This window comes from Rhodoferax sp. GW822-FHT02D07 (genome assembly GCF_058802405.1).
In genome coordinates this window covers 343941-368923 of the sequence record NZ_JBXAOD010000004.1, presented here as the reverse complement: position 1 = coordinate 368923, position 24983 = coordinate 343941, and the positions used below count along the sequence as shown (strand labels likewise).

Annotated in this window: 28 protein-coding genes; 9 read left to right on the top strand and 19 right to left on the bottom strand. The window is 64.2% G+C overall.

Translation table 11 applies throughout. The features are described from left to right. Positions 1–45: 45 nt before the first annotated feature. The gene (locus tag AC1RNN_RS12545) at positions 46–684 is read right to left on the bottom strand and encodes a c-type cytochrome (protein ID WP_493088896.1); all 639 of its coding nucleotides are present in this window, start codon (positions 682–684) and stop codon (positions 46–48) included. 70 nt (positions 685–754) lie between these two features. Between AC1RNN_RS12545 and yihA the strand changes: the two genes are divergently transcribed. Further along, on the top strand, positions 755–1468 hold the full coding sequence (yihA, locus tag AC1RNN_RS12540) for a ribosome biogenesis GTP-binding protein YihA/YsxC (RefSeq protein ID WP_493088898.1): 714 nt from the start codon (positions 755–757) through the stop codon (positions 1466–1468). Here yihA and AC1RNN_RS12535 read toward each other — a convergent pair. Next, the gene (locus tag AC1RNN_RS12535) at positions 1462–2313 is read right to left on the bottom strand and encodes a lysophospholipid acyltransferase family protein (RefSeq protein WP_493088900.1); all 852 of its coding nucleotides are present in this window, start codon (positions 2311–2313) and stop codon (positions 1462–1464) included. The genes yihA and AC1RNN_RS12535 overlap by 7 nt on opposite strands. A 17-nt stretch (positions 2314–2330) precedes the next feature. Beyond that, complete coding sequence (locus AC1RNN_RS12530; protein WP_493088901.1) at positions 2331–3161, bottom strand: lysophospholipid acyltransferase family protein; 831 nt, start codon at positions 3159–3161, stop codon at positions 2331–2333. Positions 3162–3341: 180 nt separating this feature from the next. On the opposite strand from AC1RNN_RS12530, the gene metK reads away from it, so the two are divergent. Genes metK through AC1RNN_RS12510 form a run of 4 tightly spaced genes read left to right on the top strand, consistent with a single transcriptional unit; the run spans position 3342 to position 8047 of the window. Continuing rightward, positions 3342–4526: a methionine adenosyltransferase gene (gene metK / locus AC1RNN_RS12525; RefSeq protein ID WP_493088903.1), complete on the top strand. Its 1185-nt coding sequence runs from the start codon at positions 3342–3344 to the stop codon at positions 4524–4526. A gap of 9 nt (positions 4527–4535) precedes the next feature. Beyond that, positions 4536–5765 carry a glycosyltransferase family 9 protein gene (locus AC1RNN_RS12520; protein ID WP_493088905.1) on the top strand — a complete coding sequence of 410 codons (1230 nt, stop codon included), beginning with the start codon at positions 4536–4538 and terminating at the stop codon, positions 5763–5765. Then, complete coding sequence (locus AC1RNN_RS12515; RefSeq protein WP_493088907.1) at positions 5762–6253, top strand: GtrA family protein; 492 nt, start codon at positions 5762–5764, stop codon at positions 6251–6253. The genes AC1RNN_RS12520 and AC1RNN_RS12515 overlap by 4 nt, the downstream gene beginning before the upstream one ends. Positions 6254–6292: 39 nt before the next feature. After that, positions 6293–8047, top strand: a complete 1755-nt coding sequence (locus AC1RNN_RS12510; RefSeq protein ID WP_493088908.1) for an ArnT family glycosyltransferase — start codon at positions 6293–6295, stop codon at positions 8045–8047. A 69-nt stretch (positions 8048–8116) separates the two neighbouring features. Here the strand turns inward: AC1RNN_RS12510 and AC1RNN_RS12505 are convergent, their stop codons facing one another. Continuing rightward, a complete protein-coding gene (locus AC1RNN_RS12505) occupies positions 8117–8449 on the bottom strand; it encodes a hypothetical protein (protein WP_493088910.1) in 333 nt (110 codons plus the stop codon). 172 nt (positions 8450–8621) lie between these two features. Between AC1RNN_RS12505 and AC1RNN_RS12500 the strand changes: the two genes are divergently transcribed. Then, positions 8622–10085, top strand: coding sequence for an aminotransferase-like domain-containing protein (locus AC1RNN_RS12500; RefSeq protein WP_493088911.1), 1464 nt, complete (start codon positions 8622–8624; stop codon positions 10083–10085). A 107-nt stretch (positions 10086–10192) separates the two neighbouring features. On the opposite strand, the gene AC1RNN_RS12495 is transcribed toward AC1RNN_RS12500, so the two are convergent. From AC1RNN_RS12495 to AC1RNN_RS12445, 11 genes are all read right to left on the bottom strand, one after another. Next, a complete protein-coding gene (locus AC1RNN_RS12495) occupies positions 10193–11026 on the bottom strand; it encodes a shikimate dehydrogenase family protein (RefSeq protein ID WP_493089486.1) in 834 nt (277 codons plus the stop codon). Beyond that, the gene (aroQ, locus tag AC1RNN_RS12490; RefSeq protein WP_493088912.1) at positions 11026–11472 is read right to left on the bottom strand and encodes a type II 3-dehydroquinate dehydratase; all 447 of its coding nucleotides are present in this window, start codon (positions 11470–11472) and stop codon (positions 11026–11028) included. The genes AC1RNN_RS12495 and aroQ overlap by 1 nt, the downstream gene beginning before the upstream one ends. A gap of 62 nt (positions 11473–11534) precedes the next feature. Beyond that, on the bottom strand, positions 11535–12539 hold the full coding sequence (locus AC1RNN_RS12485) for a TRAP transporter substrate-binding protein (RefSeq protein ID WP_493088913.1): 1005 nt from the start codon (positions 12537–12539) through the stop codon (positions 11535–11537). Positions 12540–12576: 37 nt separating this feature from the next. Next, complete coding sequence (locus AC1RNN_RS12480) at positions 12577–13854, bottom strand: TRAP transporter large permease subunit (RefSeq protein ID WP_493088915.1); 1278 nt, start codon at positions 13852–13854, stop codon at positions 12577–12579. Between the two features lie 29 nt (positions 13855–13883). Next, a complete protein-coding gene (locus AC1RNN_RS12475; RefSeq protein ID WP_493088917.1) occupies positions 13884–14402 on the bottom strand; it encodes a TRAP transporter small permease in 519 nt (172 codons plus the stop codon). A gap of 116 nt (positions 14403–14518) precedes the next feature. Continuing rightward, a complete protein-coding gene (locus AC1RNN_RS12470; RefSeq protein ID WP_493088919.1) occupies positions 14519–15229 on the bottom strand; it encodes a TetR/AcrR family transcriptional regulator in 711 nt (236 codons plus the stop codon). A 41-nt stretch (positions 15230–15270) separates the two neighbouring features. After that, positions 15271–16092: a shikimate dehydrogenase gene (aroE, locus tag AC1RNN_RS12465; protein WP_493088921.1), complete on the bottom strand. Its 822-nt coding sequence runs from the start codon at positions 16090–16092 to the stop codon at positions 15271–15273. A 12-nt stretch (positions 16093–16104) separates the two neighbouring features. Continuing rightward, complete coding sequence (locus AC1RNN_RS12460; protein WP_493088923.1) at positions 16105–17343, bottom strand: CaiB/BaiF CoA transferase family protein; 1239 nt, start codon at positions 17341–17343, stop codon at positions 16105–16107. A 54-nt stretch (positions 17344–17397) separates the two neighbouring features. Beyond that, positions 17398–17853, bottom strand: coding sequence for a MaoC family dehydratase (locus AC1RNN_RS12455; RefSeq protein ID WP_493088925.1), 456 nt, complete (start codon positions 17851–17853; stop codon positions 17398–17400). A 24-nt stretch (positions 17854–17877) separates the two neighbouring features. Further along, positions 17878–18270 carry a VOC family protein gene (locus AC1RNN_RS12450; protein ID WP_493088927.1) on the bottom strand — a complete coding sequence of 131 codons (393 nt, stop codon included), beginning with the start codon at positions 18268–18270 and terminating at the stop codon, positions 17878–17880. Then, positions 18267–19199, bottom strand: a complete 933-nt coding sequence (locus AC1RNN_RS12445; protein ID WP_493088929.1) for a ketopantoate reductase family protein — start codon at positions 19197–19199, stop codon at positions 18267–18269. The genes AC1RNN_RS12450 and AC1RNN_RS12445 overlap by 4 nt, the downstream gene beginning before the upstream one ends. Before the next feature lie 99 nt (positions 19200–19298). Here AC1RNN_RS12445 and AC1RNN_RS12440 point away from each other — a divergent pair, with 99 nt between their 5' ends. Then, positions 19299–20225, top strand: a complete 927-nt coding sequence (locus tag AC1RNN_RS12440) for a LysR family transcriptional regulator (RefSeq protein ID WP_493088931.1) — start codon at positions 19299–19301, stop codon at positions 20223–20225. A 2-nt stretch (positions 20226–20227) separates the two neighbouring features. On the opposite strand, the gene AC1RNN_RS12435 is transcribed toward AC1RNN_RS12440, so the two are convergent. From AC1RNN_RS12435 to AC1RNN_RS12425, 3 genes are read right to left on the bottom strand one after another with little or no spacing between them, the layout of a single operon-like run. Next, on the bottom strand, positions 20228–20905 hold the full coding sequence (locus AC1RNN_RS12435; protein ID WP_493088932.1) for a hypothetical protein: 678 nt from the start codon (positions 20903–20905) through the stop codon (positions 20228–20230). Positions 20906–20915: 10 nt separating this feature from the next. Then, on the bottom strand, positions 20916–21383 hold the full coding sequence (locus AC1RNN_RS12430; protein WP_493088934.1) for a type II 3-dehydroquinate dehydratase: 468 nt from the start codon (positions 21381–21383) through the stop codon (positions 20916–20918). A 5-nt stretch (positions 21384–21388) separates the two neighbouring features. Next, entirely contained in the window at positions 21389–22402 is a 1014-nt protein-coding gene (locus tag AC1RNN_RS12425) for a TRAP transporter substrate-binding protein (RefSeq protein ID WP_493088935.1), read from the bottom strand. Positions 22403–22529: 127 nt separating this feature from the next. On the opposite strand from AC1RNN_RS12425, the gene AC1RNN_RS12420 reads away from it, so the two are divergent. Next, positions 22530–23321 (top strand): IclR family transcriptional regulator, encoded by a 792-nt coding sequence (locus AC1RNN_RS12420; protein WP_493088936.1) that lies wholly within the window; start codon positions 22530–22532, stop codon positions 23319–23321. Positions 23322–23332: 11 nt separating this feature from the next. Here the strand turns inward: AC1RNN_RS12420 and ygiD are convergent, their stop codons facing one another. Then, the gene (ygiD, locus tag AC1RNN_RS12415) at positions 23333–24241 is read right to left on the bottom strand and encodes a 4,5-DOPA-extradiol-dioxygenase (RefSeq protein ID WP_493088937.1); all 909 of its coding nucleotides are present in this window, start codon (positions 24239–24241) and stop codon (positions 23333–23335) included. A gap of 125 nt (positions 24242–24366) precedes the next feature. Between ygiD and AC1RNN_RS12410 the strand changes: the two genes are divergently transcribed. Beyond that, the gene (locus tag AC1RNN_RS12410) at positions 24367–24957 is read left to right on the top strand and encodes an SIS domain-containing protein (RefSeq protein ID WP_493088938.1); all 591 of its coding nucleotides are present in this window, start codon (positions 24367–24369) and stop codon (positions 24955–24957) included. Positions 24958–24983 lie beyond the last annotated feature (26 nt).

The window sequence follows — 24983 nt, the reverse complement described above, 5'->3', positions numbered from 1 at the left end:
GCGGCGCTTGGTTCCCCGAAACCCGGGCGCCGCGAAAAAGAAGATTTAGCGCAGGCCGGCGACGTAGTCCGCCACCGCCTTGATTTCGCGGTCATTCATCTTGCCCGCGACCTGGGTCATCTGTACGCTGTTCTTGCGCACGCCATCACGGAAAGCCACCAGTTGCGCCACCGAATAGTCGGCATGCTGGCCACTCAGGCGAGGGTATTGGGCGGGAATGCCAGCGCCATTCGGGCTGTGGCAGCCTGCGCAGGCGGGCACTTGGCGGTCGGCAATGCCGCCGCGGTAAATGCGCTCACCCAGCGACACCAGTTCCTTGTCTTTCGCAAAGCCGGGCTTGGCTTTTTGCGAGGTCACCCAATAGGCGATGTTCTTCATGTCTTCGTCGCTCAGGGCCGAGGCAAAGCCCTTCATGACCGCGTTGTTGCGCTTGTCAGACTTGAACTCCTGCAGTTGCTTGACCAAGTATTCGGGGTGCTGTTGGGACAGCTTGGGATATGCGGGAGAGCCGGCATTGCCATCCGCCCCGTGGCAGGCTGCGCAAACTGCCGCAAAACTGGCCGCACCCTTGACCAAATCTGGCTTAGCCACCTTGGCTGCCTCCGGTTTGGCCTCTTCCGCAATGGAAGGCGCCGTGAAAGCCACAAACGAGGCCGCGATGAGCAGGGGTGCAATCAACTTCATAGGAATGTGGTGTTTGGTGAGCAAAACAGCGCCATTCTACAATGCGGCACTGGGTTTACCTCCACATTCAATGACCAAAACACCGAACCCAGGCGCCACCAGCGCCCCTACCCCCCTCGCCTCCGAGAAGGCTGCCACCACGGTGGCCACGGGCTGGCTGCATACCGCCCGTTTTCTGACCACAGCGCCCCAGCTCCACTTCCTGCCCGAGCTGAACGTGCCTGAGATCGCCTTTGTGGGCCGCTCCAACGCCGGCAAGTCGACCTGCATCAACACGCTGACCCAGCAAAAGCAGCTCGCCTTTGCCTCCAAGAAGCCTGGGCGTACCCAGCACATCAACCTGTTTGCCCTGGGCAAGCAGGGCCTGACCGACGCCGTGCTGACCGACTTGCCAGGCTATGGCTATGCCGCCGTGCCCAAGCAGGACAAGATCCGCTGGCAGCAGGTGATGGCCAATTACCTGGTCACGCGCAAGAACCTCACGGCCATCGTGCTCATGTGCGACCCGCGCCATGGCATGACCGAGCTCGACGAAATCCTGCTTGATGTGATCCGCCCGCGCGTGGAAGAAGGGCTCAAGTTCCTCATCATCCTGACCAAAGCCGACAAGCTCACCCGCAGTGAACAGGCCAAGATCCTCTCCATCACCAAGCTGCAAGCCGGCGGTGGGGAGGTCATGCTGTTCTCGGCCACCAAACGCCAGGGCATAGAGGATGTGTCCCGGCTGCTCTGGCAATGGGCCCATCCGGCCACGGAAGCAGCCGCTCCCGACGCCCCTCAATAAGGCGCTGCCGCGGCGTCAGGCCGGTCCTTGAAGCGCTTGTGCACCCAGTAGTACTGGGCCGGCATGGGGTTGATATAGGACTCCAGCTCGCGGTTCATGCGGGCCGTGTCGGCCTCCAGATCGGCTGTGGGAAAGTCCTGCCAAGGGGGCAAGACCTCAACGGCATAGCCTTTCGGCGTGATGCGTGTGACCACGGGCACTACTTGGGCCCGGCCCAGACGTGCGAAGCGGGAAAGCGAGGGCACAGTCGCGGCTGGCACGCCATAGAAGGGCACGAAGAGCGACTCGGTCGGGTCGAAGTTCATGTCCGGCAACAGGTACAGCGGCTCGCCGTTTCGTACAGCCGCCACCAGGGGCTTCGCCCCATCCAGGCGCGCCACCATCTCGGGCGCGCCAAAGCGCTGGCGGCCGGCGAGTATCCAGGCGTCCACATCCGCATTGAGCTGGGGCGAGTAAATGGTGCAAAAGCGCCTTCCGATCTGCTGCGTCAGTGCTGTCCAAGCTGCATCCAGACCCATGAAATGCGGAGCAAACACAATGGTGGGCTTGTCACCCGCCAGCGCCTCCACCGCGCCACTGAGCTGCAGGCGGCCACGCACCCGGGCTTCGGGCGCATGCCAGAGCCAGCCCCGGTCCAGCCAGGCTTGGGCAAAGTAGACAAAGGTCATCAGGCACTGGCGCCGCCGCGTCGCCAGCGTCCATTGTGGAAAGCACAGCGCCAGGTTGGTCATGACCACGCGCCGGCGCGAGCCCACCAGTGCATACAGAACAACGCCAAGTACCCAGCCCAGCGCGCGCAGCAGGGGCAAGGGTAGCCGGCCCAGGGCGATCAACAGTTTCAGCATCCAACGGCTCATGATTTTTATAGCGTGTCGCGCGGCGTCTTGTAGCGCGCATAGCCCCAGAGGTACTGCGTGGGGCACTGCCGCACCAGCCCCTCCATGGCAGTGTTGATCTGCGCCGCCGCCTGGGTCACATCGCCGGACAACGGCTCTGCCAGCGGATGCACGTGGACCACATAGCCGCGCCCCCAAGGCAGGCGCTCGCCCCAGGCCAGCAGCACCGTGGCCCCGCTTTGTGCGGCCAGGCGCACCGACAGCGTCATGGTGTAGGCGGCTCGGCCGAAGAAAGGCACCCACACACCTTGGGACTGCGGCGGCACTTGGTCTGGCAGCAAGCCCACACATTGCCCGGCCTTGAGCGCCTTGAGCATCTGCTTGACACCGGCCAGGCTGGTCGGCGCCGTGTCCATGCCGGGCCGGGTGCGGCTGCCCGTGACAAGGGGGACGAGCCAGGCCTGACGGGGCGGACGGAACAGGACGGTGATGGGCCGCCCCTGTTGGCCAAACACCTGGGCGTAGGCCTGGGCCGTGACCTCGAAGCAGCCCAGGTGCGGCGTCAGGAACAACACGCCACGCCCGGCCTGCAGCGCAGCTTCCACGTGTTCGCGCCCCCGCCATTGCACGGGCACGGGCCGGCCCATCCAGAGCCGGGGCAGTTCGGCCACCAGACGCCCCGACTGTCCCACTGCGGCACGACACTGCGCATCGCTCAAGCCCGCCTGACGCGCATGCTCCACAAAACGGCGCCTGTAGCTGGGCGAGCCCCAGAATGCCAGCCAGCCCAGCACCCAGCCCATGGCATGCAACAGCCCCAATGGCAGGGGGGACAGCAATTTGAAAAGCAGGCGCATGGCTGGGCTAAAATCGGCGGTGTCGCTGAGTTATGGAACTACTTGCAGGGCGACAACCACACGGGCAATCCCCAAAGGAGTGCCATTGTGCCTCGCCAATTCCGGCGAATCTGCTAAAGCGTTCGCTGTAAGCTCCAAAGCCCAAGCAACGCGACTTGATGTTTTTTTGGAGACCTTGCCATGTCGAACGACTTCCTCTTTACCTCTGAATCTGTCTCTGAAGGCCACCCCGACAAGGTGGCGGACCAGATTTCCGACGCGATTCTTGATGCCATCTTCAAGCAGGACCCACGGTCGCGCGTGGCCGCCGAGACACTGACCAACACCGGTCTGGTGGTGCTGGCCGGCGAAATCACCACCAACGCGCATGTGGACTACATCCAGGTCGCGCGTGACACCATCAAGCGCATTGGCTACGACAACACCGAGTACGGCATCGACTACAAGGGTTGCGCCGTCATGGTGGCCTATGACAAGCAGTCCAACGACATCGCCCAGGGCGTGGACCACGCTTCCGACGACCACCTCAACATCGGTGCTGGCGACCAGGGCCTGATGTTTGGCTACGCCTGCGACGAGACGCCCGAGCTGATGCCCGCGCCCATTTACTACGCCCACCGTCTCGTGGAGCGCCAGGCCCAGCTGCGCAAGGATGGCCGCCTGCCTTTCCTGCGCCCCGATGCCAAGTCGCAAGTGACCATGCGCTATGTGGACGGCAAGCCGCACAGCATTGACACTGTGGTGCTGTCCACCCAGCACAGCCCTGACCAGTCCGAAACCCAGCACAAGATGAAGGCCAGCTTCACCGAAGCCATCATCGAAGAGATCATCAAGCCTGTGCTGCCCAAGGAATGGCTGCAGGACACGCGCTACCTGATTAATCCCACCGGCCGTTTCGTCGTCGGCGGCCCCCAAGGCGATTGCGGCCTGACCGGTCGCAAGATCATTGTGGACACCTACGGTGGCGCCTGCCCCCACGGTGGTGGCGCCTTCTCCGGCAAGGACCCCTCCAAGGTGGACCGCTCGGCTGCTTACGCCGCGCGCTACGTGGCCAAGAACGTGGTCGCCGCCGGTCTGGCGCGCCAGTGCCAGGTGCAGGTGGCCTATGCCATCGGTGTGGCCAAGCCCATGAACGTGACCGTCTACACCGAAGGCACCGGCGTCATCCCTGACGACCAGATCGCCAAGCTGGTGAACGAGCACTTCGACCTGCGCCCCAAGGGCATCATCCAGATGCTGGACCTGCTGCGCCCCATCTATGAGAAGACCGCCGCCTACGGTCACTTCGGCCGCGAAGAACCCGAGTTCACGTGGGAACGTACCGACAAGGCCGCCACCCTGCGCGCCGCTGCCGGTCTGAAGTAAGCCCTGCCTATGAACATCCAGACACAACGCTTCATTGACCGCTGGGTAGGCCAGCTGCTGTGTGGCGCGGTGTCGGGATGGGTGAAGTTCACCGGGCTGTTCGGCGCACCGGCCCGCATGCCGGCTGCCCCCAAGAACATCTTGGTGATCCTGCTCTCCGAGATGGGCAGCATCGTGCTGGCCGGCCCCATGTTTGCGGCCTTGCGCCGTCAATACCCGGGCGCGGCGATTCACATCCTGCAGCTCAAAAAGAATCAGGAAGTCTCCAAACTGCTGTCGCTCACCGAGGTCGAGCACATGCACACGCTGGACGACAGCTCCGGCGGCAATCTGATCCGCGACATCCTGGCCGTGAGCCTGAAGATGCGCAAGCTGGGTCTGGACGCGGTGATTGACTGCGAGCTGTTCTCCCGCGTCAGCGCCCTGCTCTCTTTCAGTACCGGCGCGCCTGTGCGCGTGGGCTTCACGCCGCACACGCAAGAAGGCCTGTACCGCGGCAGCTTTATCAACCACAGCATTCCCTACAACCCCTACCAGCACATCAGCAAGCAGTTTCTGTCGCTGGTGGATGCCTTGCAATCGCCCGAGGGCATGCCGCGCAACCGCGCCGGCGCCATCCGTGCGATTCCGGCCGAGCCCGAGCTGTCGGTGCCTTTCACGCCCGAAGAGCTGGCCGCCTACCGTGGCAAGGTCGAAGCCGACCATCCGGTGACGAAAACGCGCGCCCTGGTGCTGGTCTATGCCGGCGGCGGCATCCTGCCCGAACGCGCCTGGCCAGCCAGCCACTATGCGCGCGTGGTGCAGGGCCTGTGTGCGGCCGGCTATGCCGTAGGTCTCATCGGGCTGAAGGATGACGCCATCCTCGCGCGTGATCTGCAGGCCCAGGTCGGCCACGAGGCCTGCCTCAACCTGACCGGCTACACCAAGAGCATCCGCGAGCTGCTGATGCTCATGCACGCCAGCAGCCTGCTCATCACCAATGACGGCGGCCCCAGCCACTTCGCCACCGTCACGCCGATCCAGACCATGGTCTTCTTCGGCCCCGAGACCGGCAAGCTCTACGGCCCGCTGGGCCCACGCACCATCATTCTTGAAAGCGGCATCGCCTGCTCGCCCTGCCTGACGGCCTACAACCACCGCCTGACCTTTTGCGACGGCGACAACCAGTGCCTCAAGCGCATTGCGCCCGACCCGGTGCTGGAGCAGGCGCTGAACTACCTGCAAAGCCAGACCGCATGAGCCTGATCGCGCGCGTGCAGCGCCTGACCCTCTGGGCCCTGGGCCTGCTGGAACGCTACCGCTTCATCAAATTCGGCATCGTGGGCGCCAGCGGCGTAGTGGTCAACCTGACCGTGCTGCACCTGGGCCACGAGTACCTGTTCAACGCCATCGAGGCCGGCTACAAGAAACCCTACTTCTCGCTGGCCCTGGCGATCTCTCTGGCCACGCTCAACAACTTCACCTGGAACCGGCTCTGGACCTGGGCCGACCGCGTGCGCCTGCTCGAAGCCAATGAGCCCCAGCCCATCAGCCTGCGCCTGCTGGGCATGGAGTTCGGCCAGTACGCCACAGCGTCGGCCTTTGGCAGCGCCATCCAGTACGTGCTGACCCTGCTGCTCTCCAATAGCCTGGACTACCGCGTGGCCAACATCATCGCCATCGCCGCGGCCAGCGTCAGTAACTTCCTGGCGAATGACCGCTGGACCTTCAAACGGCCCCAGGACTGACCTGCGGGGCAGCGCATGCTGACTGATTTCAATCGAAATATGCCATCAGCCCGCACCAACATTGCGTGGCTAGCTCTCGTTTTCGTAGCTGCCGCCCTCTACCTGCTGGGCCTCGGTAGCCCCTACGCCCCCACCAACGGCGATGAGATGGTCTACATCCATATCGCCCGCATGACGGCCGAGAGCGGCCACTGGCTGCCGCTGCAGTCCGAACTGGTGGGCACGCGCAACACCAAGCCGCCCCTGCTGATCTGGCAGGCCATGGCGGCCGGCGGCTGGGGACAGGGCTGGAGCCTGTTCGCGCTGCGCCTGCCCAGCGTGCTCTACACCCTGGCCACCACCGCGCTGCTGGCCTTCTTCGCCCACCGCATGGCGCCAGCACCGGGCAAGCTGCGCACCGCCTGTGTGGCGGCGGCCCTGTACCTGCTGTACTTCTCCAGCTTCCGCTACGGCCGCGCCTACCTCACTTCCGCGCCTGAGACCTTCTGGCTGGCACTGCCCATGTGGTGGCTGCTGTGGCTGCACCTGCGCCCGAACGCCGCGCAGTCGCCTGCGCAGCAGCTGGTCTGGGGCAGCTATACGCTCTTTGGCATGGCCCTAGGCCTGGGCGCCGCCTACAAGTCCTTTGCCCTGCTGGCGCCTGCTGCGGCCGGCCTGTGGTGCGCCACCCTGCTGGCTGAGCGCCGCAGCTGGCCCACCACCGTGCGCACCACGGCGGGCCTGGCCTGGAGCACGCTGCTGGGCCTGGGCATTTTTGCGCTCTGGTTTGTACTGGACCCCCGACCTGCCGAGGTCTGGCAGGAATTTGTGGTGGCCGAGAACGCAGGCAAGATGTCCAACACCATGGGCTACTGGCAGGCCGCGCTATCCGGCCCCTACCCCATGTGGACCCAGCTGCTGGCCTACCCCGAAAACGCCGGCCTGCTGGCCTTCATGGCGCTGGGCTTTTGCGCGCTGGCGTTGTGGCGCGGCCTGCGCGGCACCACCTACGCCCGGCTGGCCCCTGCGCACTGGATCCTGCTGGCCTGGCTGCTGGTCTGGCTCGTCGTCTTCACCATCCCCAGCCAACGCTCGGCGCGTTACGTCATCCCGGCCATGCCCGCGCTGGCGATTGCCATGGCCCTGGTGTGGGACCGCCTGCCGCGCCTGTGGTTCTGGATCACGCTGCTGGTGTGCGCGCCAGCGCTGGTGATGCTGGGGCGCATCGGCTGGGTGATGACCGAAATGGATATGGCGAGTACGGCCCAGGGCACTATGACTTTGATAGCTGCTGGCGCAGGATTGGCGGGGGCTATGGCCGGTTTTTTCTATAAACCCTGGACGCGCAATGCCGCCCTGGTGGCCTGCCTGGCGGTGTACGCCAGCTTTGGCCTGATGGTGGCGCCCATCTCCCAGCCGGACGCCGACTACAGCCCCGCCATCCAGGCCCAGCTGCGCGGCCAGCGCGTGGCGGTGCCCAACGGCTTCACCGGCCAGTACGAGCGCTTCCACTTCGTGCTGCCCGGCGCGCGTATCGCCCCCTATGACGCCGAAGGCCGCAACACCGGCGAACGCTACCCCGACATGCCCCCGGCCCAACGCCTGGAGCGGCTGCTGGGCGAGTTCGATGCGGTGGTCTGGCTGCAAACCGATCTGGACGAGCAGCCCAGCTGCCTGCCCCGCTGCACCCTGCTGGCCCAGCGCTGGCATGTGAAAAGCCGGCACAAGGAAGGCGAGGTCACGCTAGACAACCTCTGGTACCCGCAGCAGTGGCTGTTCCGCCGGGAATGGCTGCTGTTGCCCGCCCGCCCCTGACCCAGCCACCCGCGAGGCGCTACTGATTTGCTAGCTGCTTGCGTAATATCCACGCGGACCAGATGCCCATCAGGCACTGAAAGCGCGACGAAAACCGCGCAGCCCGCGGCGCAAGGCCAGCCCTAACCAGTACCAAGCGCTGACCGCTGGCCACACCGCCACCGAGGCCGCGCCATAGGCTTCCAGCTCAAGCCAGCCGCCGCTGGGCACCTGGTAGCGCATGCCGGTTTCCAGGCGCACCGGCATGTCGATCCACGACTCGGCCAGCATCTGGCGCTGGTGCACACAGATGGCGCCGCGCAACACCACCAGCTCGGCGCCGCGGGGAATGCACTCCCAGACCGATTCGGCGGCCTGCAGGTGGGTGGTAAACAAGGGGGAAGGACGCGTTGTCGAAACCATGAAAACTCTCCTTGAATGAGCCTCCAGCGTAAAAGCCGGCGCCCGGAGCGAACAGCCACAGGCATCTCCCATCTGTTACGCAACAGTGCAGAAAGTTGGCATCTGTTATGGTCGGTTTTTCGCCCTTCTGTACCTGTTCAGTCCCTGACCTGCGCCGCATGATCCAGAGGCCATGACGCCATCCACCGCCCCCAAGTACCAGCAACTGGCCGAGCATTACCGAAGCGCCATCCAGGCCGGCAGCCTGCTGCCGGGCCAGCGCATGCCTTCGCTGCGTGACATGACGCGCCAACACGCCGTGAGCCTGTCCACCGCCATGCAGGTCTGCCGCCTGCTGGAGAGCGAAGGCGGGCTCGAAGCACGGCCCCGCTCGGGCTACTTTGTACGCATGCCAGAACGCTCGCTGCTGGCGCCCGTGAACGACCCGCCCATGCAGCGCGCACCCGACCCGGCGCAGTACGTGGGCATCCACACCAAGGTGTCCGAGTTTCTGGCGCTGGGCCGCATGCAGCGCTTCAAGACCAATTTGTCTACCGCGCGCTGCGCGCCCGAGCTGTATCCGGCCCAGGCCTTGCAGCAAGCTGCCATCCGCAGCCTGCGCCAGAACCCCGACCAGCTGGTGCGCGCCGCGCCCCCCCAAGGCAGCCTGGAGTTTCGCGAGGTGCTGGCCAAGCGCGCCATGCTCGCCGGCATGCACCTCTCGCCCGAAGACATCCAGATCACCAACGGTTGCACCGAAGCGCTGAACCTGGCCCTGCGCGCCGTGGCCCACCCGGGCGACACGATTGCCGTAGAGTCGCCCACCTTCTACGGCCTGCTGCAGACGCTGGAGAGTCTGGGCCTGAAGGCGCTGGAGATTCCGACCAGCCCGCGCACCGGCATATCGGTCGACGCGGTGGAACTGGCGCTGCGCAATGCACCGGGTATCAAGGCCGTGGTGGTCATTCCCTACCTGCAGAATCCGACCGGCAGCATCATGCCCAACGTCAATAAACAGGCTCTTTTGCGCCTGTGCCAGCAGCACGATGTGGCCCTCATCGAGGACGACACCTACAGTGCGCTGGTGGACGACGCCGTGCTGCGCGAGGAGCCCCTGCGCGCCATCAAATCCTGGGATGACACGGGCCATGTGGTGCACTGCGCATCACTGCACAAAAGCTTGGCGCCGGGCTTGCGACTGGGCTGGGTCAGCGCGGGGCGCTGGCATGCACGTGTGGCGATGCTCAAGTTTGCCGCCTCGCGCAGCAACGAGCGCCTATCTCAGGTGGCCGCTGCGGGCTTTATCGGTTCGGCCGCCTACGACCGCTACCTGCGCCACCTGCGAGCCACGCTGGTCACCCAGCGCACGCAAACGGCCCAAGCCGTGGCCAGCCACTTTCCCGCAGGCACACGCCTGACCGTGCCGCGCGGCGGCCTCTCACTCTGGGTAGAGCTGCCGCAGGGCCTGTCGGCCACGGACCTGTTCCACGCCGCCCTGAAGGACAACATGGTGATCGCGCCCGGCACCATCTTCACCAATTCGAGCCGCTTTGACAGCAACCTGCGCGTGAACTGCGGCTGGCCTTTTACCCCAGAGATTGAGCGCGCCTTTGCCCGCCTGGGGCAATTGGTGCACGCCCTGCCGCAACGACCTTAACAACAGCGGAGCATGGGGGCTAGGTTTCCGCGCCGGGCCGCCCCAAGCGGACACGCGCCCCCTTGGGGGGCAGCGACCCGCGTAGCGGCGAAGCGTGGGGGCCCAAGCTAATACTGCAGTCGTGCTACCGCCCGCAGTTCCTCGGGCGTGGTGCTGGGCAGGCCGAAGTACTCTAGGTAGGCCGGTATCTGTTCGAACAGCATGTCCGATCCCACCTGCACCTTGCAGCCGCGCGCAATCGCTGCCGCCAGAAAGGCGGTGGTTTCGGTCTTCATGACCACTTCGCCCACAAAGGTGGCGGCTGCCAGGCGCGTCACGTCCAGGGGCATGGCGTCACCGTCGTTCATGCCCAGGGGCGTGGCATTCACCACCAGGTCAAAGCCCACCGGATCGGTCGAACCGGTCAAGACCTCAAGCTGCGGATAGTGCTGGCGCAGGCGACCCGCCAGACCATCAGCCGCAGCGGCGTTCACGTCAAACACCGCCAATGCGGACAGACCTTCGGCCGCGAGCGAGGCGGCGATGGCCGAGCCCACGCCGCCGCTGCCGACCACCAGGGCACGGGCGCCCTGCAACTTCAGGCCCTTGCGCAAGACGCCGCGCACAAAGCCGGCGCCGTCAAACATGTCGCCCTGCAGCTGGCCATTGGGCCCCAGGCGCACGGCATTGCAAGCGCCGGCGATGGCGGCTGTGGGCGAGAGCTCGTCCACCAGCGCCGTGGTGGGCACCTTGTGGGGCATCGTGATGAGGGCACCACGGATATTGGACAGTTTGAATACGCTGCGCAGGAAGGTGGCGTAGTCCGGGCTCTGGCAGCCCATGGGTACCACCACCGCATTGACCCCGGCCTTCTCGAACCAGGGGTTGTAAATCATGGGCGCCTTGAAGGCGTGGGTCGGGAAGCCAATGTGGGCAATGACTTCCGTGTGGCCGTTGATGATCATGCCTGTGCCACCCGTGCGGCCGACACCGCGGCGCGCAATGCCAGCAGATAGCTGTCCACGCCAAAGCCGCAAATCTGACCCTTGACGATTTCGGCGAACACCGACTTGTGACGGAACTCCTCGCGCGCATGGATATTGGACATGTGCAGCTCCACGATGGGGCAGGTCAGGATGGCCAGCGCGTCGCGGATGCCGTAGCTGTAGTGCGTCCAGGCACCGGCGTTGATGAGCACCGCGCCCACACCGTCGGTGAAGCCCTGATGGATGCGGTCGCACATGGCGCCTTCGCAGTTGGTCTGAAACGCCTCCACCTCCACGCCCAGCGCGCGGCCCAAGCTGGTCAGGCTGGCGTTGATCTCATCCAGCGTGACGGTGCCGTACTGCGCGGGATCGCGCTTGCCGAACATATTGTGGTTAATGCCATGCAGCATCAGGACTTTCATACAACCTCGATTCAGGAGAAAAACCGCGCAGGCGCGGCCGGCGGGCCGCGCCTGCCACTTTCTTACTTGCGCAGCTTGGCCAGCTCGGCCTGCACTTCGGCGACTACGGAGCCAGCGGACGCACTGTGCTTGTCGATCACAGGTTTCATCTTTTCGCGCAGCTTGACCAGCTCGGCGGCGGGCAACTGCGTCACGGTCATGCCGTTTTTCTTCAGCAGTTCCAGGTTGGCAGCCAGCGATGCACGGGCCGCTTCGCGCTGGGCCTTCACCGCTTCGTCGGCGGAGTCGTCGATGATCTTCTTCTCGGCTGCAGACATGGTGTCCCACACCTTTTTGCTGAAGATGACGGATTGCGGGTTGTACTGGTGGTTGGTCAGCGCCACGAACTTCTGCACTTCCCAAAACTTGTTGGCGGCGATCACGGAAATGGGGTTTTCCTGGCCATCAATGGCGCCCTGCTCCAGTGCGGCATAGACCTCGGGGAAAGGCAGCGGCGTGGGGTTGGCGCCCAGGGCCTTGACCCAGTCCACATTGATGGCGTTGGGGATCACGCGTAGCTTCAGGCCGGCAATGTCGTCCACCTTGTTGATGGCCTTCTTGCCGGTGGTGATGTTGCGGAAACCCAGCTCCCAGTAGGACAGGCCGATGATGCCCTTGTCTTGCAAGGCAGCATGCATCTTCTGGCCGATGGGGCCGTCCACGATGGCGTCCGCTTCCTTCTCATTGTTGAAGAGGAAGGGGAAGTCAAACACTTCCAGCGCCTTTACCTCGCTGGCCAGAATGCCGGAGTTCATCACGGCCATTTCCACGGTGCCGCCCTTCACGGCAGACAAGGTGGCCTGGTCGCTACCCAACGCGCCGTTGAGGAACAGTTGCACCTTGATCTTGCCGCCGGACTTGGCAGCCACGGCTTCGGCAAACTTCTTCATGCCTGCCACAGCGGGGTGGCCTTCGGGGCTATTGAGGCCGAACTTGAGCGTGCGCTCCTTGATGTCCTGGGCCGAAGCCATGCCCATGGCCGCCAGCGCGACGGTGGCCAATACGGATTTGATGAACAGTCGTTTCATAGTTGTCTCCTGAGTAAAAATAAGAACGGGAACGCAATCAATAGAACCAGCGCGCGGGCACCATCACCAGCTGCGGGAAAGCGACCATGAGGAACATGATGGCGAACTGGGCGATCATGAAAGGCACCACGCCTTTGGTCACCTCGTCCATGCTGACCTTGCCCACGCCGGCCACGGCATTGAGCACGGTGCCTACGGGCGGCGTGATCAGGCCGATGGCGTTGTTGATGATGAAGAGCACGCCGAAGTAAACGGGGTCAATGCCGGCGGCCTTGACCACGGGCATGAGCACGGGCGTCAGCAGCAGGATGGTGGGCGTCATGTCCAGCGCCGTACCCACGACCATGGTCAGGATCATGATGGCCAGCATCAGCAGGCGCGGGCTGTCCAGCAGCGGTTGCAGCAGGGCCACCACCTGGCCGGGCAGATCGGCCACCGTGATCAGCCAAGCCGACACCATGGCTGCCGCGACCAGGAACATCACCACAGCACTGGTCTTGGCCGCCATGACAAACAGGGGCACCAGCTTCTTGAAGCTCAGCTCCCGGTAGATGATGGTGGAGACGAACAGCGAATACACCGCTGCCACCACCGCCGCTTCCGTGGGCGTGAACACGCCGAACTTCAGGCCGAACACGATGATGAAGGGCAGCACCAGAGCCCAGGTGGCATCGCGCAGGGCGGCGATCACTTCACCCGCAGACTTGCGCGGCGGCGGCACCACCACTTCGCGGCGCACCAGCCACCACCAGGTCACCACCAGCGACAGCGCCAGCCAGACGCCAGGAAAGATGCCGGCCATGAAGAGCTTGGAGATAGACACATTGGCCGCCACGCCGAACACCACAAAGCCGATGCTGGGCGGGATGATGGGCGCGATGATGCCTGCAGAGGCAATGAGACCGGCCGAGCGCGCCTTGTCGTGTCCGGCCGCCACCATCATGGGCAGCAGCAAGGCGGTCAATGCCGCAGCGTCCGCCACGGCGGAACCGGACAGCGAGGCCATGATCACGGCGGCCACGATGGTCACGTAGCCCAAGCCACCTTTGACGTGGCCCACCAGGGCCATGGCGAAGTTGACGATGCGGCGCGAGAGGCCGCCAGCGTTCATGATCTCGCCGGCCAGCATAAAGAAGGGCACGGCCAGCAGCGGGAAGCTGTTGGAACCTTCGAGCAGGTTCTGCGCGAGGATTTGCGCGTCAAACATGTTGAGGTGCCACATCAGCGCCACACCGCACAGGAGCAGGGAGAAGGCAATCGGCACACCCATTGCCATGGCGCCCATCAGGGAGCCTAGAAAAATAAGAATCGTCATGGTGCTTGTCTCGTGTACTTGGTGGACGCTCAGTGGGCGGCTTCTTCGGATTCCTGGATCAGCATCAGGTCCTCGTCACGCACCTGGCCTGTCAGCAGGCGCCAGAGTTGCAGCAGCAGGATCGGGGCGCTGAGCAACGAGAACACCATGCCCCCGGCATAGAACCAGCCCATGGACACTTCCATCACGGGGCTTTCCGAATCCTTGTTGACGAGGAACTGGTCGTAGGTGCCCTTGAAGATCAGCCACAGGCACAGCAGCATCAGCAGCAGCGAGATACCCATGAGCACGCGCTTGCCTTGGGGGCCAAACTTGCTCACCAGCATGTCGGTGCCCAGATGGGCGTTATCGCGAAGGGCGATCACGGCGCCCAGAAAGGTGACCCAGACAAACAGCCAGCGCGACAGCTCTTCAGAGACGGTGAAGCCCGAGTTGAAGGCGTAACGCATGAACACATTGCCGAACACCAGCACCACCATCAGCGCCAAGGCTGCGGCGATCAGGTAGCCCAGCAATTGGCAATATCCATCGATGAATTTCTTGACCACGTGTGTCTCCAAAGTCGTACTTGGGCATTAATGTACGAACTAGTTAGTTTTAACAAGACCGGGTTTACCCTCGACCCGGATGGCATACCGGGGAAAGCTGTTATGCCGAAAATGAATTACTTGCGCACAAAGCGCACCACCATCTCGGTGATGCTGGCGCGTCGGGCGGCCGATTGTGCGGCCCGCGCCTTGTCTTTGAAGATCAGACCGAAGGTGTGGCGGTTGGAGACGTTGAAGAAGGTCAGCGCCGAAATGGACGCATGGATGTCGACCGGATCCAGCCCCGGGCGAAACACGCCCTGCGCAACGCCCCGCTCGTAGAGCTGGCGAATCGCCTGGATCGCCGGGACATTGAGCTCCTGAATGGTCTTGCTCTGCGCCAGGTAGCTGCCCTGCTCGATGTTCTCGTTCATCACGAGCCGGATGAAGTCCTCGTTGTCCGCATGGCGGTCGAAGGTGAACTCCACCAAGCGGCGCAGTGCCGCCTCGGGCTCCAGGTCTTCCAGGTGCAGCTGCGCCTCGATCTGCCGCATGCGCCGGTACGACTCTTCCAGCACCGCCACGTACAGCCCTTCCTTGCTGCCGTAGTAGTAATAGATCATGCGTTTGCTGGTGTGCGTGGCCTCGGCGATCGCATCGATGCGTGCACCACTCAGGCCCTTGGCCGCAAACTCCTGGGTCGCCACTTCCAGGATGCCGGCCATGGTGCGCGCCGGATCGTTGGTGCGCGATGTCGCCTTGGCCGCGCCTGCCGCGGGCATGGCCTTTCCGGCCTTGCTCCGACCATTCTTGCTGTCCACACCCCTGGAATGTACGAACTCGTTCATTCAATAAGTATAGGAGGCGGCTGCAGCACATGGTCAGCATCTCACGCCAGGGGGACTGTCAGGGACCGGATGACGGCACTGGTATCGGGCCGCACGCCACGCCACCAGGCGAAGGCCTCGGCCGCCTGCTCGGCCAGCATGCCCACCCCGTCGGCCAGCTGCGGCACACCCGCTTCCTGAGCCAAACGCAGAAACGGGGTCAGCCCCTTGCCATAGGCCAGCTCATAGGCCAGGCTGGCCGCACTGAACACCTGCGCCGGCACCGGGGGCAATTCGGCGCGCAGGCTGGCCGAGGTAGCGTTGAACACCACGTCGAAGGTCTGCCCCTCCAGCGCCGCATAGCTGGCCGCCTCCACCCGCCCCTGGTTCGCCCCGATGGCGGCCAGCGCATGGGCTTTTTGCTCCGTGCGGTTGGCAATCACCAGCAGTGCCGGCGTCTCGGCCAGAAAGGGCAGCAGCGCACCGCGCGCCGCACCGCCCGCGCCCAGCATCAGCACGCGCTTGCCACGCAATGCCACACCCAGGTTGTGGGTCACGTCCCGCACCAGCCCCACGCCGTCAAAGTTGTCGGCAATGACGCGCCCGCCCTCGAACTTCATGGCGTTGGCAGCACCGGCCAGCTGCGCCCGCTCGGAATGCTCGGTCGCATAGGCATAGGCGTCCAGCTTGAACGGGGCAGTGATGTTCAGCCCCCGCCCGCCCCGGGCCCGAAACGCATCCACGGTTTCGCGGAATTGTCCCAGGGGACCTTCAATCTTGGTGTAGTCGATATCCTGCCCCGTGGCGGCCGCAAAGCTGCCGTGGATCATGGGGGACTTGCTGAAGGCGATGGGGTTGCCGATCACGGCGTATTGGTCCGTCATGCAACAGTCTCCTTAACGGCTGAACAGCACACCATCGGCCTGCATGGCCGCAATGTCGGCCTCCGCAAAGCCCAGGCTGGCGGCGATCTCCGCGTTGTGCTGTCCCAGGTCGGGCGCCACTTGCGCGATGTTGGTGTCGCAGCCCGAGAAATGGAAGGGCAGATTGGGCAGACGGATCTTTCCGATGGCGGGGTGATCCTGCTCCACCACCATGCCGCGCGCCTGGATTTGCGGGTCCGCCAGCACCTCGTCAATGCGCTGCACCTTGGCGCTGGGCACGTCGATGCCGTCCAACAGCGCCAACACCTCGCGCACCGAGCGGGCAGCAACCCAGGGCTTGACCACCTCCAGAATGGCCAGCCGGTGCGCGTTGCGGCCCGTGCTGGTGTGAAAGCGCGCATCCGCACCAAAGCCTGCGGGGCCACCATGCGCCTCCACCAAGGCGGCAAAGCGCTTCCACGCATCGTCCACTTGCGCGGCAATCACCAGATCACCATCCGCAGCGCGGAACACGCCATAGAGCGTGCTGTTGGGCATGTCGTGCCCGGTCTGCACCGGCACCTCCTGGCCACCCGACAAGGTGTAGCACTGCACAGCGTATTCGTGCATGGAGACCAGCGTGTCATACAACGCCATGTCGATGTGCTGGCCCTTGCCACTCTTCACGCGGCCCAGCAAGGCCGCGTTGATGGCCGCCACAGCGTGGATGCCGGTGTACATGTCACCCAGCGAGATACGCAACAGCGGTGGCGCCTCGCCGGGGTTGCCCACCATTTGCATGATGCCGCTCTTGGCCTCGGCGATCAGGCCAAAGCCCGCGCGGTACGCATCCGGCCCACTGTGGCCGTAGGCCGAGATGGAGCAGTACACCAGGCCGGGGTTGCGCTGCGCCAGCGTGGCGTAGCCCAGACCCAGCTTGTCCAGCGCGCCGGGACGGTAGTTCTCGATGAACACATCGGCGCTGTCCACCAGCTTCTGCATCAGATCGCGGCCCCGTGCATCCTTGGTGTTCACGCACAGGCCCTTCTTGCCCATGTTCTGTTGCAGAAAGTAACCGCTGTATTCCTGGTGCTCCCCCACAAACCAGGCGTGCTGGCGGCCCGCATCGCCAGTGCCGGGGCGCTCCACCTTGATCACCTCGGCGCCCATCGCTGCCAGGCAGCGGCCCACATAGGGGCCCGCCAGAAAGTGGCTGTAGTCGATGACGCGGATGCCTTCCAAAGGGCGCGCCTGCTGAGAATTTTGAGTCATATTGGCCTCTAGCCCTCGATATGATTGCGCGAGCAGCTACTAAATAGATAGCAATTAAAGGGAGCCGGGGCGGCGCGGAATCATCAGGCGGTGTTCGCCCTTCTGCACCACCTCGCCGTGCTGGTTGATGAGTTCGCTGGGCAGGATGACGATGCCCCAGCCCGGCCGGCTTTTGGAGGCGCGCAGCCCCGTCACCGTGAAGCGCACATGCAGCACGTCGTTCACCTTGATGGGCAGCACAAAGTCCCAGGTCCAGCCCAGCGACATGCCGGGCAGGAAGCGGTAGTCGCTCTGCGTCTTCAAACCATCGGCAATCGACAGGCCAAACAGGCCGTGCGCCACGATGCAGCCAAAGTGGCTGGCATTGGCATAGGCCTCGTCCACATGCACCGGGGTGTGGTCGCCGGTCAGGTCGGCATAGGCCAGGATGCGCTCCTTGGTCACGGTGTAGCTGGGGCTGGTGCAGAGGTCGCCGTCGCGGGCGTCGTCCCAGTATTTTTCGGGGCTCATGCGGTTCCTTGTGAAGACGGTCGTTCAGGCGCGCGGGTTGATGGCCAAGGCCTGCGCCACGGTGCCCGCGCTGGCCTGGATGAATTCCACCGCCAGGCCATCGGGCAGGCGCAGCCAGTTGCGGCCCTGCAGCATCTCGGTCACGCCAAAGGCCTGGGCGGCTTGCAACGCGTACTCCAGGTCCTCGCACATCACGCCGATGTGGCCCAACCGACCCTCGGGCGCGCTGTGATCCGGCTTGGCCATGAACTGCATGCCGCCCAGCGTCCAGTACTGCACCGGGTCTTCCACGGTGCCCTGCACCTCGCGCATGGACATGCCGCAGACCTCGTGGAAAAACCGGATATGCCACTGGATGTCCTTGACCCAGATGGCGACGTGCTCTACGTACGCACGCGGAATGGCGGGGGCAGTCATGCTGTTTCCTTCAAAGAATGTTCAATGCCCTTGATGCAGGCCACCAGGGCGGCGTTGACCGGCGTGGGCACACCCAGTGCAGCACCGCGCTCGACCACGGCACCGTTGATGTAATCAATTTCGGTGCGCGTGCCCTTTTCCAGGCTCTGCAGCATCGACGCCTTGAATCCGTAGGGCAAGCCGGCAGCGGCCTTGCGCCAGGCATCCACACCGTGCTGGTAGCTCAAGTAGATGCCGCTGGCCCGCGCCACGGCCATGGCCTCTTCCACCGCCGCCACCGCGCAGGCCTCTACCTGCGGTATCTGGTACAGCGCGCCATAGGGCAGGCGGGTGATACCGCTCAGGGCCCCGGTGGCCACATTGATCAGGAGCTTGTCCCAAATGGTGGCCATGATGTCTTCACACACCTGGGTCTGCAGCCCCGCCGTGTTGAACACGGCGGCAATGCGGTCGGCCCGCACAGAACCTTTGGCCCGCAACTCGCCAATCAGCGTCTCTTTGCCGGCAGTGCCCGCTTCCACCACACCCGGGGCGACCAGCACGCCGCCCACATAGGTCTTGCCGGCCAGCACACGCTCGGCACCCACCAGCTCGGCCAGCACGTCCTCATGGCCCAGCCCGTTTTGCAGGGACAGCACCACCGTGTCCGGCCCCACCAGATGCAGGGCGCCCTGCATGGCGCTGCGGGTGTCGTAGGACTTGACCAGCACAATGAGCAGGTCCATCACGCCCAGCCCCGCGGCGTCCGTGGCAGCCCGCACCGCTACCGGCGTATCGACGCCGACCTCACGCAGCACCAAGCCATGTTGCCGGATCGCCATCACATGCGCTTCGCGCCGGTTGATGAGGGTGACATCCGCCCCCGAACGGGCCAGAGCACCGCCAATCGCGCAGCCCAGTGAACCGGCACCCAATACACAGATTTTCAAATCACGCTCCTTGCTGGAGGGTGAATGTAGGCAGCGGCCGACCTAGCGTATAGGCAATACATAAAATAGATCACATTGCGATTTTTTATGGACAACGCCATGACCCGGGACCAGGAAAGCACCGAATTGCTGGACACCAAACTGCTGCGCCTGCTGGACCTGCTCTACAGCACCGGCAGCGTGACGCGGGCGGCGGAGCTGCTGGGCCAAAGCCAGCCCACGGTCAGCATCTGGCTGGCCAAATTGCGCGAGGCTCTGCACGACCCCCTGTTCGTGCGCACCCCGGCGGGCATGCAAGCCACACCGCGCGCTCAGGCACTGATAGCCCCAACACGCCAAGCACTCGCTTGCCTGCGAGAAATTTCAGAGTGGCAGCCGGACTTCGATGCCACTACCGCGCAGCGGACCTTCCGTATCTGCATGACCGATGCCAGCCACATCACGCTCTTGCCCAAGTTGCTGGCGCATGTGCGGGCCCACGCCCCCCAGTTGGCGCTGCAGGCCATGCGCATCGATGACGACACCGCCCGCCTGCTGACCACTGGCGAGGCCGACCTGGCGCTGGGGCTGATACCGGAGCTCGAAACCGGCTTCTACCAGCAAACCCTGTTCAAGCAGCAGTGGGTGTGTCTGGCGAGCGCGCAGCACCCGCGCATCGGCAAGACCCTGACCCTGGCGCACTACCGGGCCGAAGCCCACGCTGCCATTGCCTCAGGCACAGGCAGCGGACTGCTGGCCGCGGCCCTCAAGCGCCGCAAGATTGAGCGCAACATCACTCTGGAAATGCCCGGCTTTCTGGGCCTGCCGGCCATTCTTTCCAGCACCGACCTGATCGCCACCCTGCCGCGCCAGATCGGCGAGACCCTGGCCAAGGTCACCGGACTGGCGGTCTACCCCTGTCCTGTGCCCATCCCCGGCTTCACGGTGAAGCAACACTGGCACGCCCGCTACCACCACGACCCCGCGAACCGTTGGTTGCGCGAGGTATGTGCCACCCTCTTCCTGCACCGCGACGCCGGCGCCTGATCTCACACTTCAGTCGCGGAGAGTGTCCCGGACAAACCGTACAGTCCGGCGACAGGGCCCAAGGCCCCATGCGTATCCAAGACGGCCGGGGCCAGCGCGGAGGCCAACAAACCGCGCAGGACGTCTGCGTCATAACCGCAGACCAGGACGATCCAGTCCGCGGCACGATCATTGCCGCGTATGCGCTGCTCCTCCGTCTGGGCCACCGGCCCCAGATTCGCACGCTGTAGAACGTGTGCTCCGCTCACACCACGCTGAGCAGGCAACATCGCAACCAGCTCCTCAAGGTAAATGCGCAATGCATGCGCCCGGTCCGCATCGGGGGTCAGTCGGAGCGTCAGCATGTAGCGCCCCACCCCGGCGCCCACACTGGCCTTGACTTGGCAAAGGGTACGCACCATACCGCTGTGGTGCGGCATCATCTTCACGGACCAGGGCGTCGGGTTGTTCAGGCGCTCCAGATAGGCTGGGCCCGCCAGAGATTCCAGGTCACTGAGCTCGTACATCACGAAGAAACCGCTTTCATCTTCCTCGCTGGCCCAACGCGAGCCCCTCTGGAATCCCTCAATGTGCAAACGCTCATGAAAGTGCTCGTGGGTGTGCCAATCGAGGAACTCGGCGCGGTGTTCTTCAGCGATATGCCACCACATCGCCACCGCCGCTTTGCCTGTCAAAGCCATGCCGGTCCTTTCATTTCTTTCTGCCAGCTTCGGTAAGGGCCTGGCTGTCCCGCGCAACCTCGACGATGGCACGCAGCCCCTGCAAGTAAGAATGCCGTCCCAGCCCCTGGATGGTGCCCTTCACCGCAGGTGAAATGATCGAATGGTGACGCCAGGTCTCGCGTGTCGCGAGGTTGGACATGTGCACTTCGATGACCGGGAAGGGCATGGCCTTGATCGCGTCGTGCAAGGGCACGCCGTGTTGCGTGAGGCCGGCGGGGTTCACGATCGCGCCGTCCGCCGTATCGATGTGCTCATGCAGGAAATCGATCAATGCGCCTTCGTGGTTCGACTGGAGCGTCAACAGCGTCACACCCAGCTCACCGGCCAGCTCCGCCAGCATGCTGTTGATTTGGGCTAGTGTGGTGGTGCCGTAGATGTGCGGTTCACGCCGACCGAACAGGTTCAGGTTCGGGCCATGCAGGACAAGAATTTTCATGGCGCTCACAACTTGGAAACCCGCTCAATTTCTGACTTGAACAGTGCCACGACCGCAGGGTCATAGGCGGCGGAAAACTTTTCATAGACCGGCTGCACGTCTGCGCGCATGCGAGCCAGCTCTGCGGGTGCGATGTCGTTGTAGACCATGCCCTTGGTTTTCAGCTCGCCCAGGGCCTTGGCGGACACCTCGCGGCTCACCGTGCGCTGCCAGTTCTGCGCTTCAATCGCGGCCTCCTGCAGGAGCTTCTGCTCCGTGGCGGAGAGGCGGTCCCAGAAACGCTTGCTCACCTGGATGGGGTTGGTCGCGTACACATGGTTAGTGCCGCTCACATACTTCTGTACTTCGTAGATCTTGCTCGACTCAATCACGGCAAAGGGATTCTCCTGGCCATCAACAGCCTTGCTTTCCAACGCGCCATAGAGCTCGGCAAAGGCCAGGGGAACCGGGTTGGCCTTGAAGGTCTTGAAGGTTTCCAGGAACACCGGGTTGGGAATCACACGCAGCTTGAGGCCTTCCAGGTCCGAGCCTTTGGTGATGGGTCGCTTGCTATTGGTGACGTTGCGGAAACCCAGGTCAAAGAAGCCCAGCACCACCACACCTTTTTCCGGCAGCTTGGCAGCGAGCATTTTCCCCAGCGGGCCGTCCACCAAAGCATCAGCCTGTTTGGCATTGGCAAAGAGGAAGGGGAAATCGAGCAGGCCAAACTCCTTCACGATGCCGTTGAGCGAGGTGGTCGAAGCCACCAACATCTCCTGCACACCACCCTGCAGGGCGGACTGCTGTTGCAGCTCGTTGCCCAGCGCGGACGCAGCGAATTCCTGCACCTTGATCTTGCCGCCGCTCTTGGCCGCGACGATCTCGGCGAACTTGCGCACGCCCAGGCTGGTGGGGTGACCGGCATTGTTCAGGTGACCGAACTTGATAGTCCGCTCCTGAATGTCCTGGGCCTGCGCACCCAGGCCAGCCAGGCCCAGGCAAAGTGCCAGCACAAGGCGGCGGGGAATGGTGTTTTGCATGTCTGTGTCTCCTCGTATCGGGGCTAGTTCGCGGGATGCGCCTTGCTCTCGCCGCTATTATTTGGAGCCACCAAGAAATACTTTCCAAGTTGGAAAATCATTTCTCCATATAAAAAAGGAACCGGCCATGAGTACCGCATTGCTGCGCGGACTGCAGATCCTTGAGCACATGGCCACCCACCCGGATGGCTTTCCCCTCGCACAACTGGCCAGCGAGCTGGACATCCCCCTGAGCGCTTGCCACCGCCTGCTGGCCGACCTGCAGCAACGCGGCTACGTGCGCCAGCCCCGGGCGCATGGCGACTACCTGCTCACCACCAAACTGGCGTCGCTGGGCCTGGGCTACCTCAGCAATGTGGGCATGGTGGACGTGGCTGAACCCCTGCTGGACCGGCTGGCCCAGACCTCGGGCGAGCTTGTACGCCTGTCGCTGGTGGACGGAGATCGCCTGACCTGGGTAGCCAAGTCGCAAGGCACGCGCAAAGGCCTGCGCTACGACCCCGACATGGGCATGGACGCCCGCCTCTCCTGCACCGCCTCCGGCCACGCCTGGCTGCTCACCATGAGCGACGAACGCGCGATGGAAATGGTGTCCCGCCAAGGCTTTGGCAGCCCGGAGGAATACGGTCCGCGCGCGCCCACCACCGTGAAGGCCCTGCTGGGCTACTTGCACGCAGCGCGCGTACGCGGCTACGCCATGATCGACGAGGTGTTCGCGCCCGGTATGACGGCGATGGCCGCGCCGGTCTACCAGCGCAAAGAGGCTATTGGCGTCATCAGCATTGCCGGCCCCAAATTGCGGCTGACCCTGGAGCGCATGCACGCGCTGGCAGAGCCCCTGCTGGCCACCGCAGCAGAGCTGGGGCCCATCAGCAATGCATCGGCCATGTTTGGCGGGCCGCCGCTGGGCAAGGGCTGAGGCCGGAGCGCTCAGCCCCAGAGCACCGAGCGCATAGAGATGGAGGCGGACTGGAAGCCCGTGTTGAAGAAACACGGCATCTCGTTCGCACGCGCCGCGCCGGCCGCGTAAAGCAGGGGCAGGTAATGGTCATGCGAAGGGTGCGCCTGCTGCGCCATGGCGCCCAGGGACTGGAAGTTGGGCAAGGCGTCCAACTGCCCTTTTTTGATCTGGTCCTGCACCACGGCATCAAAGGCCTGCGCCCAGTCATAGGCTTCGCTGGGCGCCGTGTCCTGGCGCGTAGCGCGCAGGTTGTGCACGATGTTGCCACTGCCCACGATGAGCACACCACGCTCGCGCAACCCTTGCAGCTGCTTGCCCAGCGCATAGTGCTCTGCCGGGGCACGGCTGTAATCCATGCTGAGCTGCAGCACCGGAATGTCCGCCTTGGGAAACATGGGCTTGAGCACGGACCAAGTGCCGTGATCGAAACCCCACTGCTGTGTGTCCACACCCAGCGCCGTGCCCGTGGCGGGCGACTTCAGGCTGCTGGCCAAGCTGCGCGCCACGGCGGGGGCGCCCGCTGCGGGGTATTGCTGGTCAAACAGAGCCTGCGGAAAACCGCCGAAGTCGTGGATGGTCTTGGGGCTCGCCATGCCGGTGAGCTGCCAGCCGGGCGTGAGCCAGTGCGCCGAGATGCAGAGAATCAGCTGTGGCCGGGTGCCGCGCGCCAGCAGTTCCGTGCCCATGGCCTGCCAGGCCCGCCGCCAGCTGTTGTCTTCGATCGCATTCATGGGACTGCCATGGCCGACAAACAGCACCGGCATGCGCGGGGACGGTTTGAGCGCCTGCAGCGCAGGCTGGCTCGCGGCGCTGGCGAGCGATGTGGTGATCAGGCTGGGGAGAGTGGCCAGGGCGGCCAGAGTGGTTCTGCGGTGCATGGAGGATGGAGCGGCAAGTTACGTCAAAGTTCCGTGCCCGGCCACCGGCAGGGGTCAGGGCTGCTGTGCAAGAATCCACATCCCTGCCTGCGGGACCACCCCGCCGGCCCCACCGAGATATGCCCATGATCACCCACATCACCGCCAGCCTGCAAGAAGCCCATGTGGCCCTCACCAACCTGCTGGCCAACCCCGCCACGCTGCAGGACATTGAGCGCGCTGCGCAGCTGCTGATCCGGGTGTTCGAGCGCAAGGGCCGCGTCTACTCCTGCGGCAACGGCGGCTCCATGTGCGACGCCATGCACTTTGCCGAAGAACTCACCGGCCGCTACCGCCTGGACCGCCCCGGCCTGCCCGCCACCGCCATCAGCGATGCCGGCCACCTGACCTGCGTGGGCAACGACCATGGCTACGAACAGGTGTTCTCGCGCTACGTGGAATCGCATGGCCGCGAGGGCGATTGCCTGCTGGCCCTGAGCACCAGCGGCACCAGCAAGAACGTGATCCGCGCCGCCAAAGCGGCCAAGGCCCAGGGCGTGCACGTCATCATCCTCTCCGGCCGCCCCAGCCCCGAGCTGGAAGCCCTGAGCGACGTCTACATCAACACCCCAGGCGGCCAGTTTGCCGACCGCGTGCAGGAACTGCACATCAAGGTGCTGCACATCCTCATCGAACTGGTGGAACGCCACTTCTTCCCGGCCAACTACGCAACCTGAACTCACAGGGCGGCCAAGGCCTCTGG

Coding starts and splice junctions, on each gene's coding strand:
- AC1RNN_RS12545 (WP_493088896.1), bottom strand. CDS start 684: ATGAAGTTGATTGCACCCCTGCTCATCGCGGCCTCGTTTGTGGCTTTC.
- yihA (WP_493088898.1), top strand. CDS start 755: ATGACCAAAACACCGAACCCAGGCGCCACCAGCGCCCCTACCCCCCTC.
- AC1RNN_RS12535 (WP_493088900.1), bottom strand. CDS start 2,313: ATGCTGAAACTGTTGATCGCCCTGGGCCGGCTACCCTTGCCCCTGCTG.
- AC1RNN_RS12530 (WP_493088901.1), bottom strand. CDS start 3,161: ATGCGCCTGCTTTTCAAATTGCTGTCCCCCCTGCCATTGGGGCTGTTG.
- metK (WP_493088903.1), top strand. CDS start 3,342: ATGTCGAACGACTTCCTCTTTACCTCTGAATCTGTCTCTGAAGGCCAC.
- AC1RNN_RS12520 (WP_493088905.1), top strand. CDS start 4,536: ATGAACATCCAGACACAACGCTTCATTGACCGCTGGGTAGGCCAGCTG.
- AC1RNN_RS12515 (WP_493088907.1), top strand. CDS start 5,762: ATGAGCCTGATCGCGCGCGTGCAGCGCCTGACCCTCTGGGCCCTGGGC.
- AC1RNN_RS12510 (WP_493088908.1), top strand. CDS start 6,293: ATGCCATCAGCCCGCACCAACATTGCGTGGCTAGCTCTCGTTTTCGTA.
- AC1RNN_RS12505 (WP_493088910.1), bottom strand. CDS start 8,449: ATGGTTTCGACAACGCGTCCTTCCCCCTTGTTTACCACCCACCTGCAG.
- AC1RNN_RS12500 (WP_493088911.1), top strand. CDS start 8,622: ATGACGCCATCCACCGCCCCCAAGTACCAGCAACTGGCCGAGCATTAC.
- aroQ (WP_493088912.1), bottom strand. CDS start 11,472: ATGAAAGTCCTGATGCTGCATGGCATTAACCACAATATGTTCGGCAAG.
- AC1RNN_RS12485 (WP_493088913.1), bottom strand. CDS start 12,539: ATGAAACGACTGTTCATCAAATCCGTATTGGCCACCGTCGCGCTGGCG.
- AC1RNN_RS12480 (WP_493088915.1), bottom strand. CDS start 13,854: ATGACGATTCTTATTTTTCTAGGCTCCCTGATGGGCGCCATGGCAATG.
- AC1RNN_RS12470 (WP_493088919.1), bottom strand. CDS start 15,229: ATGAACGAGTTCGTACATTCCAGGGGTGTGGACAGCAAGAATGGTCGG.
- aroE (WP_493088921.1), bottom strand. CDS start 16,092: ATGACGGACCAATACGCCGTGATCGGCAACCCCATCGCCTTCAGCAAG.
- AC1RNN_RS12460 (WP_493088923.1), bottom strand. CDS start 17,343: ATGACTCAAAATTCTCAGCAGGCGCGCCCTTTGGAAGGCATCCGCGTC.
- AC1RNN_RS12455 (WP_493088925.1), bottom strand. CDS start 17,853: ATGAGCCCCGAAAAATACTGGGACGACGCCCGCGACGGCGACCTCTGC.
- AC1RNN_RS12450 (WP_493088927.1), bottom strand. CDS start 18,270: ATGACTGCCCCCGCCATTCCGCGTGCGTACGTAGAGCACGTCGCCATC.
- AC1RNN_RS12440 (WP_493088931.1), top strand. CDS start 19,299: ATGACCCGGGACCAGGAAAGCACCGAATTGCTGGACACCAAACTGCTG.
- AC1RNN_RS12435 (WP_493088932.1), bottom strand. CDS start 20,905: ATGGCTTTGACAGGCAAAGCGGCGGTGGCGATGTGGTGGCATATCGCT.
- AC1RNN_RS12430 (WP_493088934.1), bottom strand. CDS start 21,383: ATGAAAATTCTTGTCCTGCATGGCCCGAACCTGAACCTGTTCGGTCGG.
- AC1RNN_RS12425 (WP_493088935.1), bottom strand. CDS start 22,402: ATGCAAAACACCATTCCCCGCCGCCTTGTGCTGGCACTTTGCCTGGGC.
- AC1RNN_RS12420 (WP_493088936.1), top strand. CDS start 22,530: ATGAGTACCGCATTGCTGCGCGGACTGCAGATCCTTGAGCACATGGCC.
- ygiD (WP_493088937.1), bottom strand. CDS start 24,241: ATGCACCGCAGAACCACTCTGGCCGCCCTGGCCACTCTCCCCAGCCTG.
- AC1RNN_RS12410 (WP_493088938.1), top strand. CDS start 24,367: ATGATCACCCACATCACCGCCAGCCTGCAAGAAGCCCATGTGGCCCTC.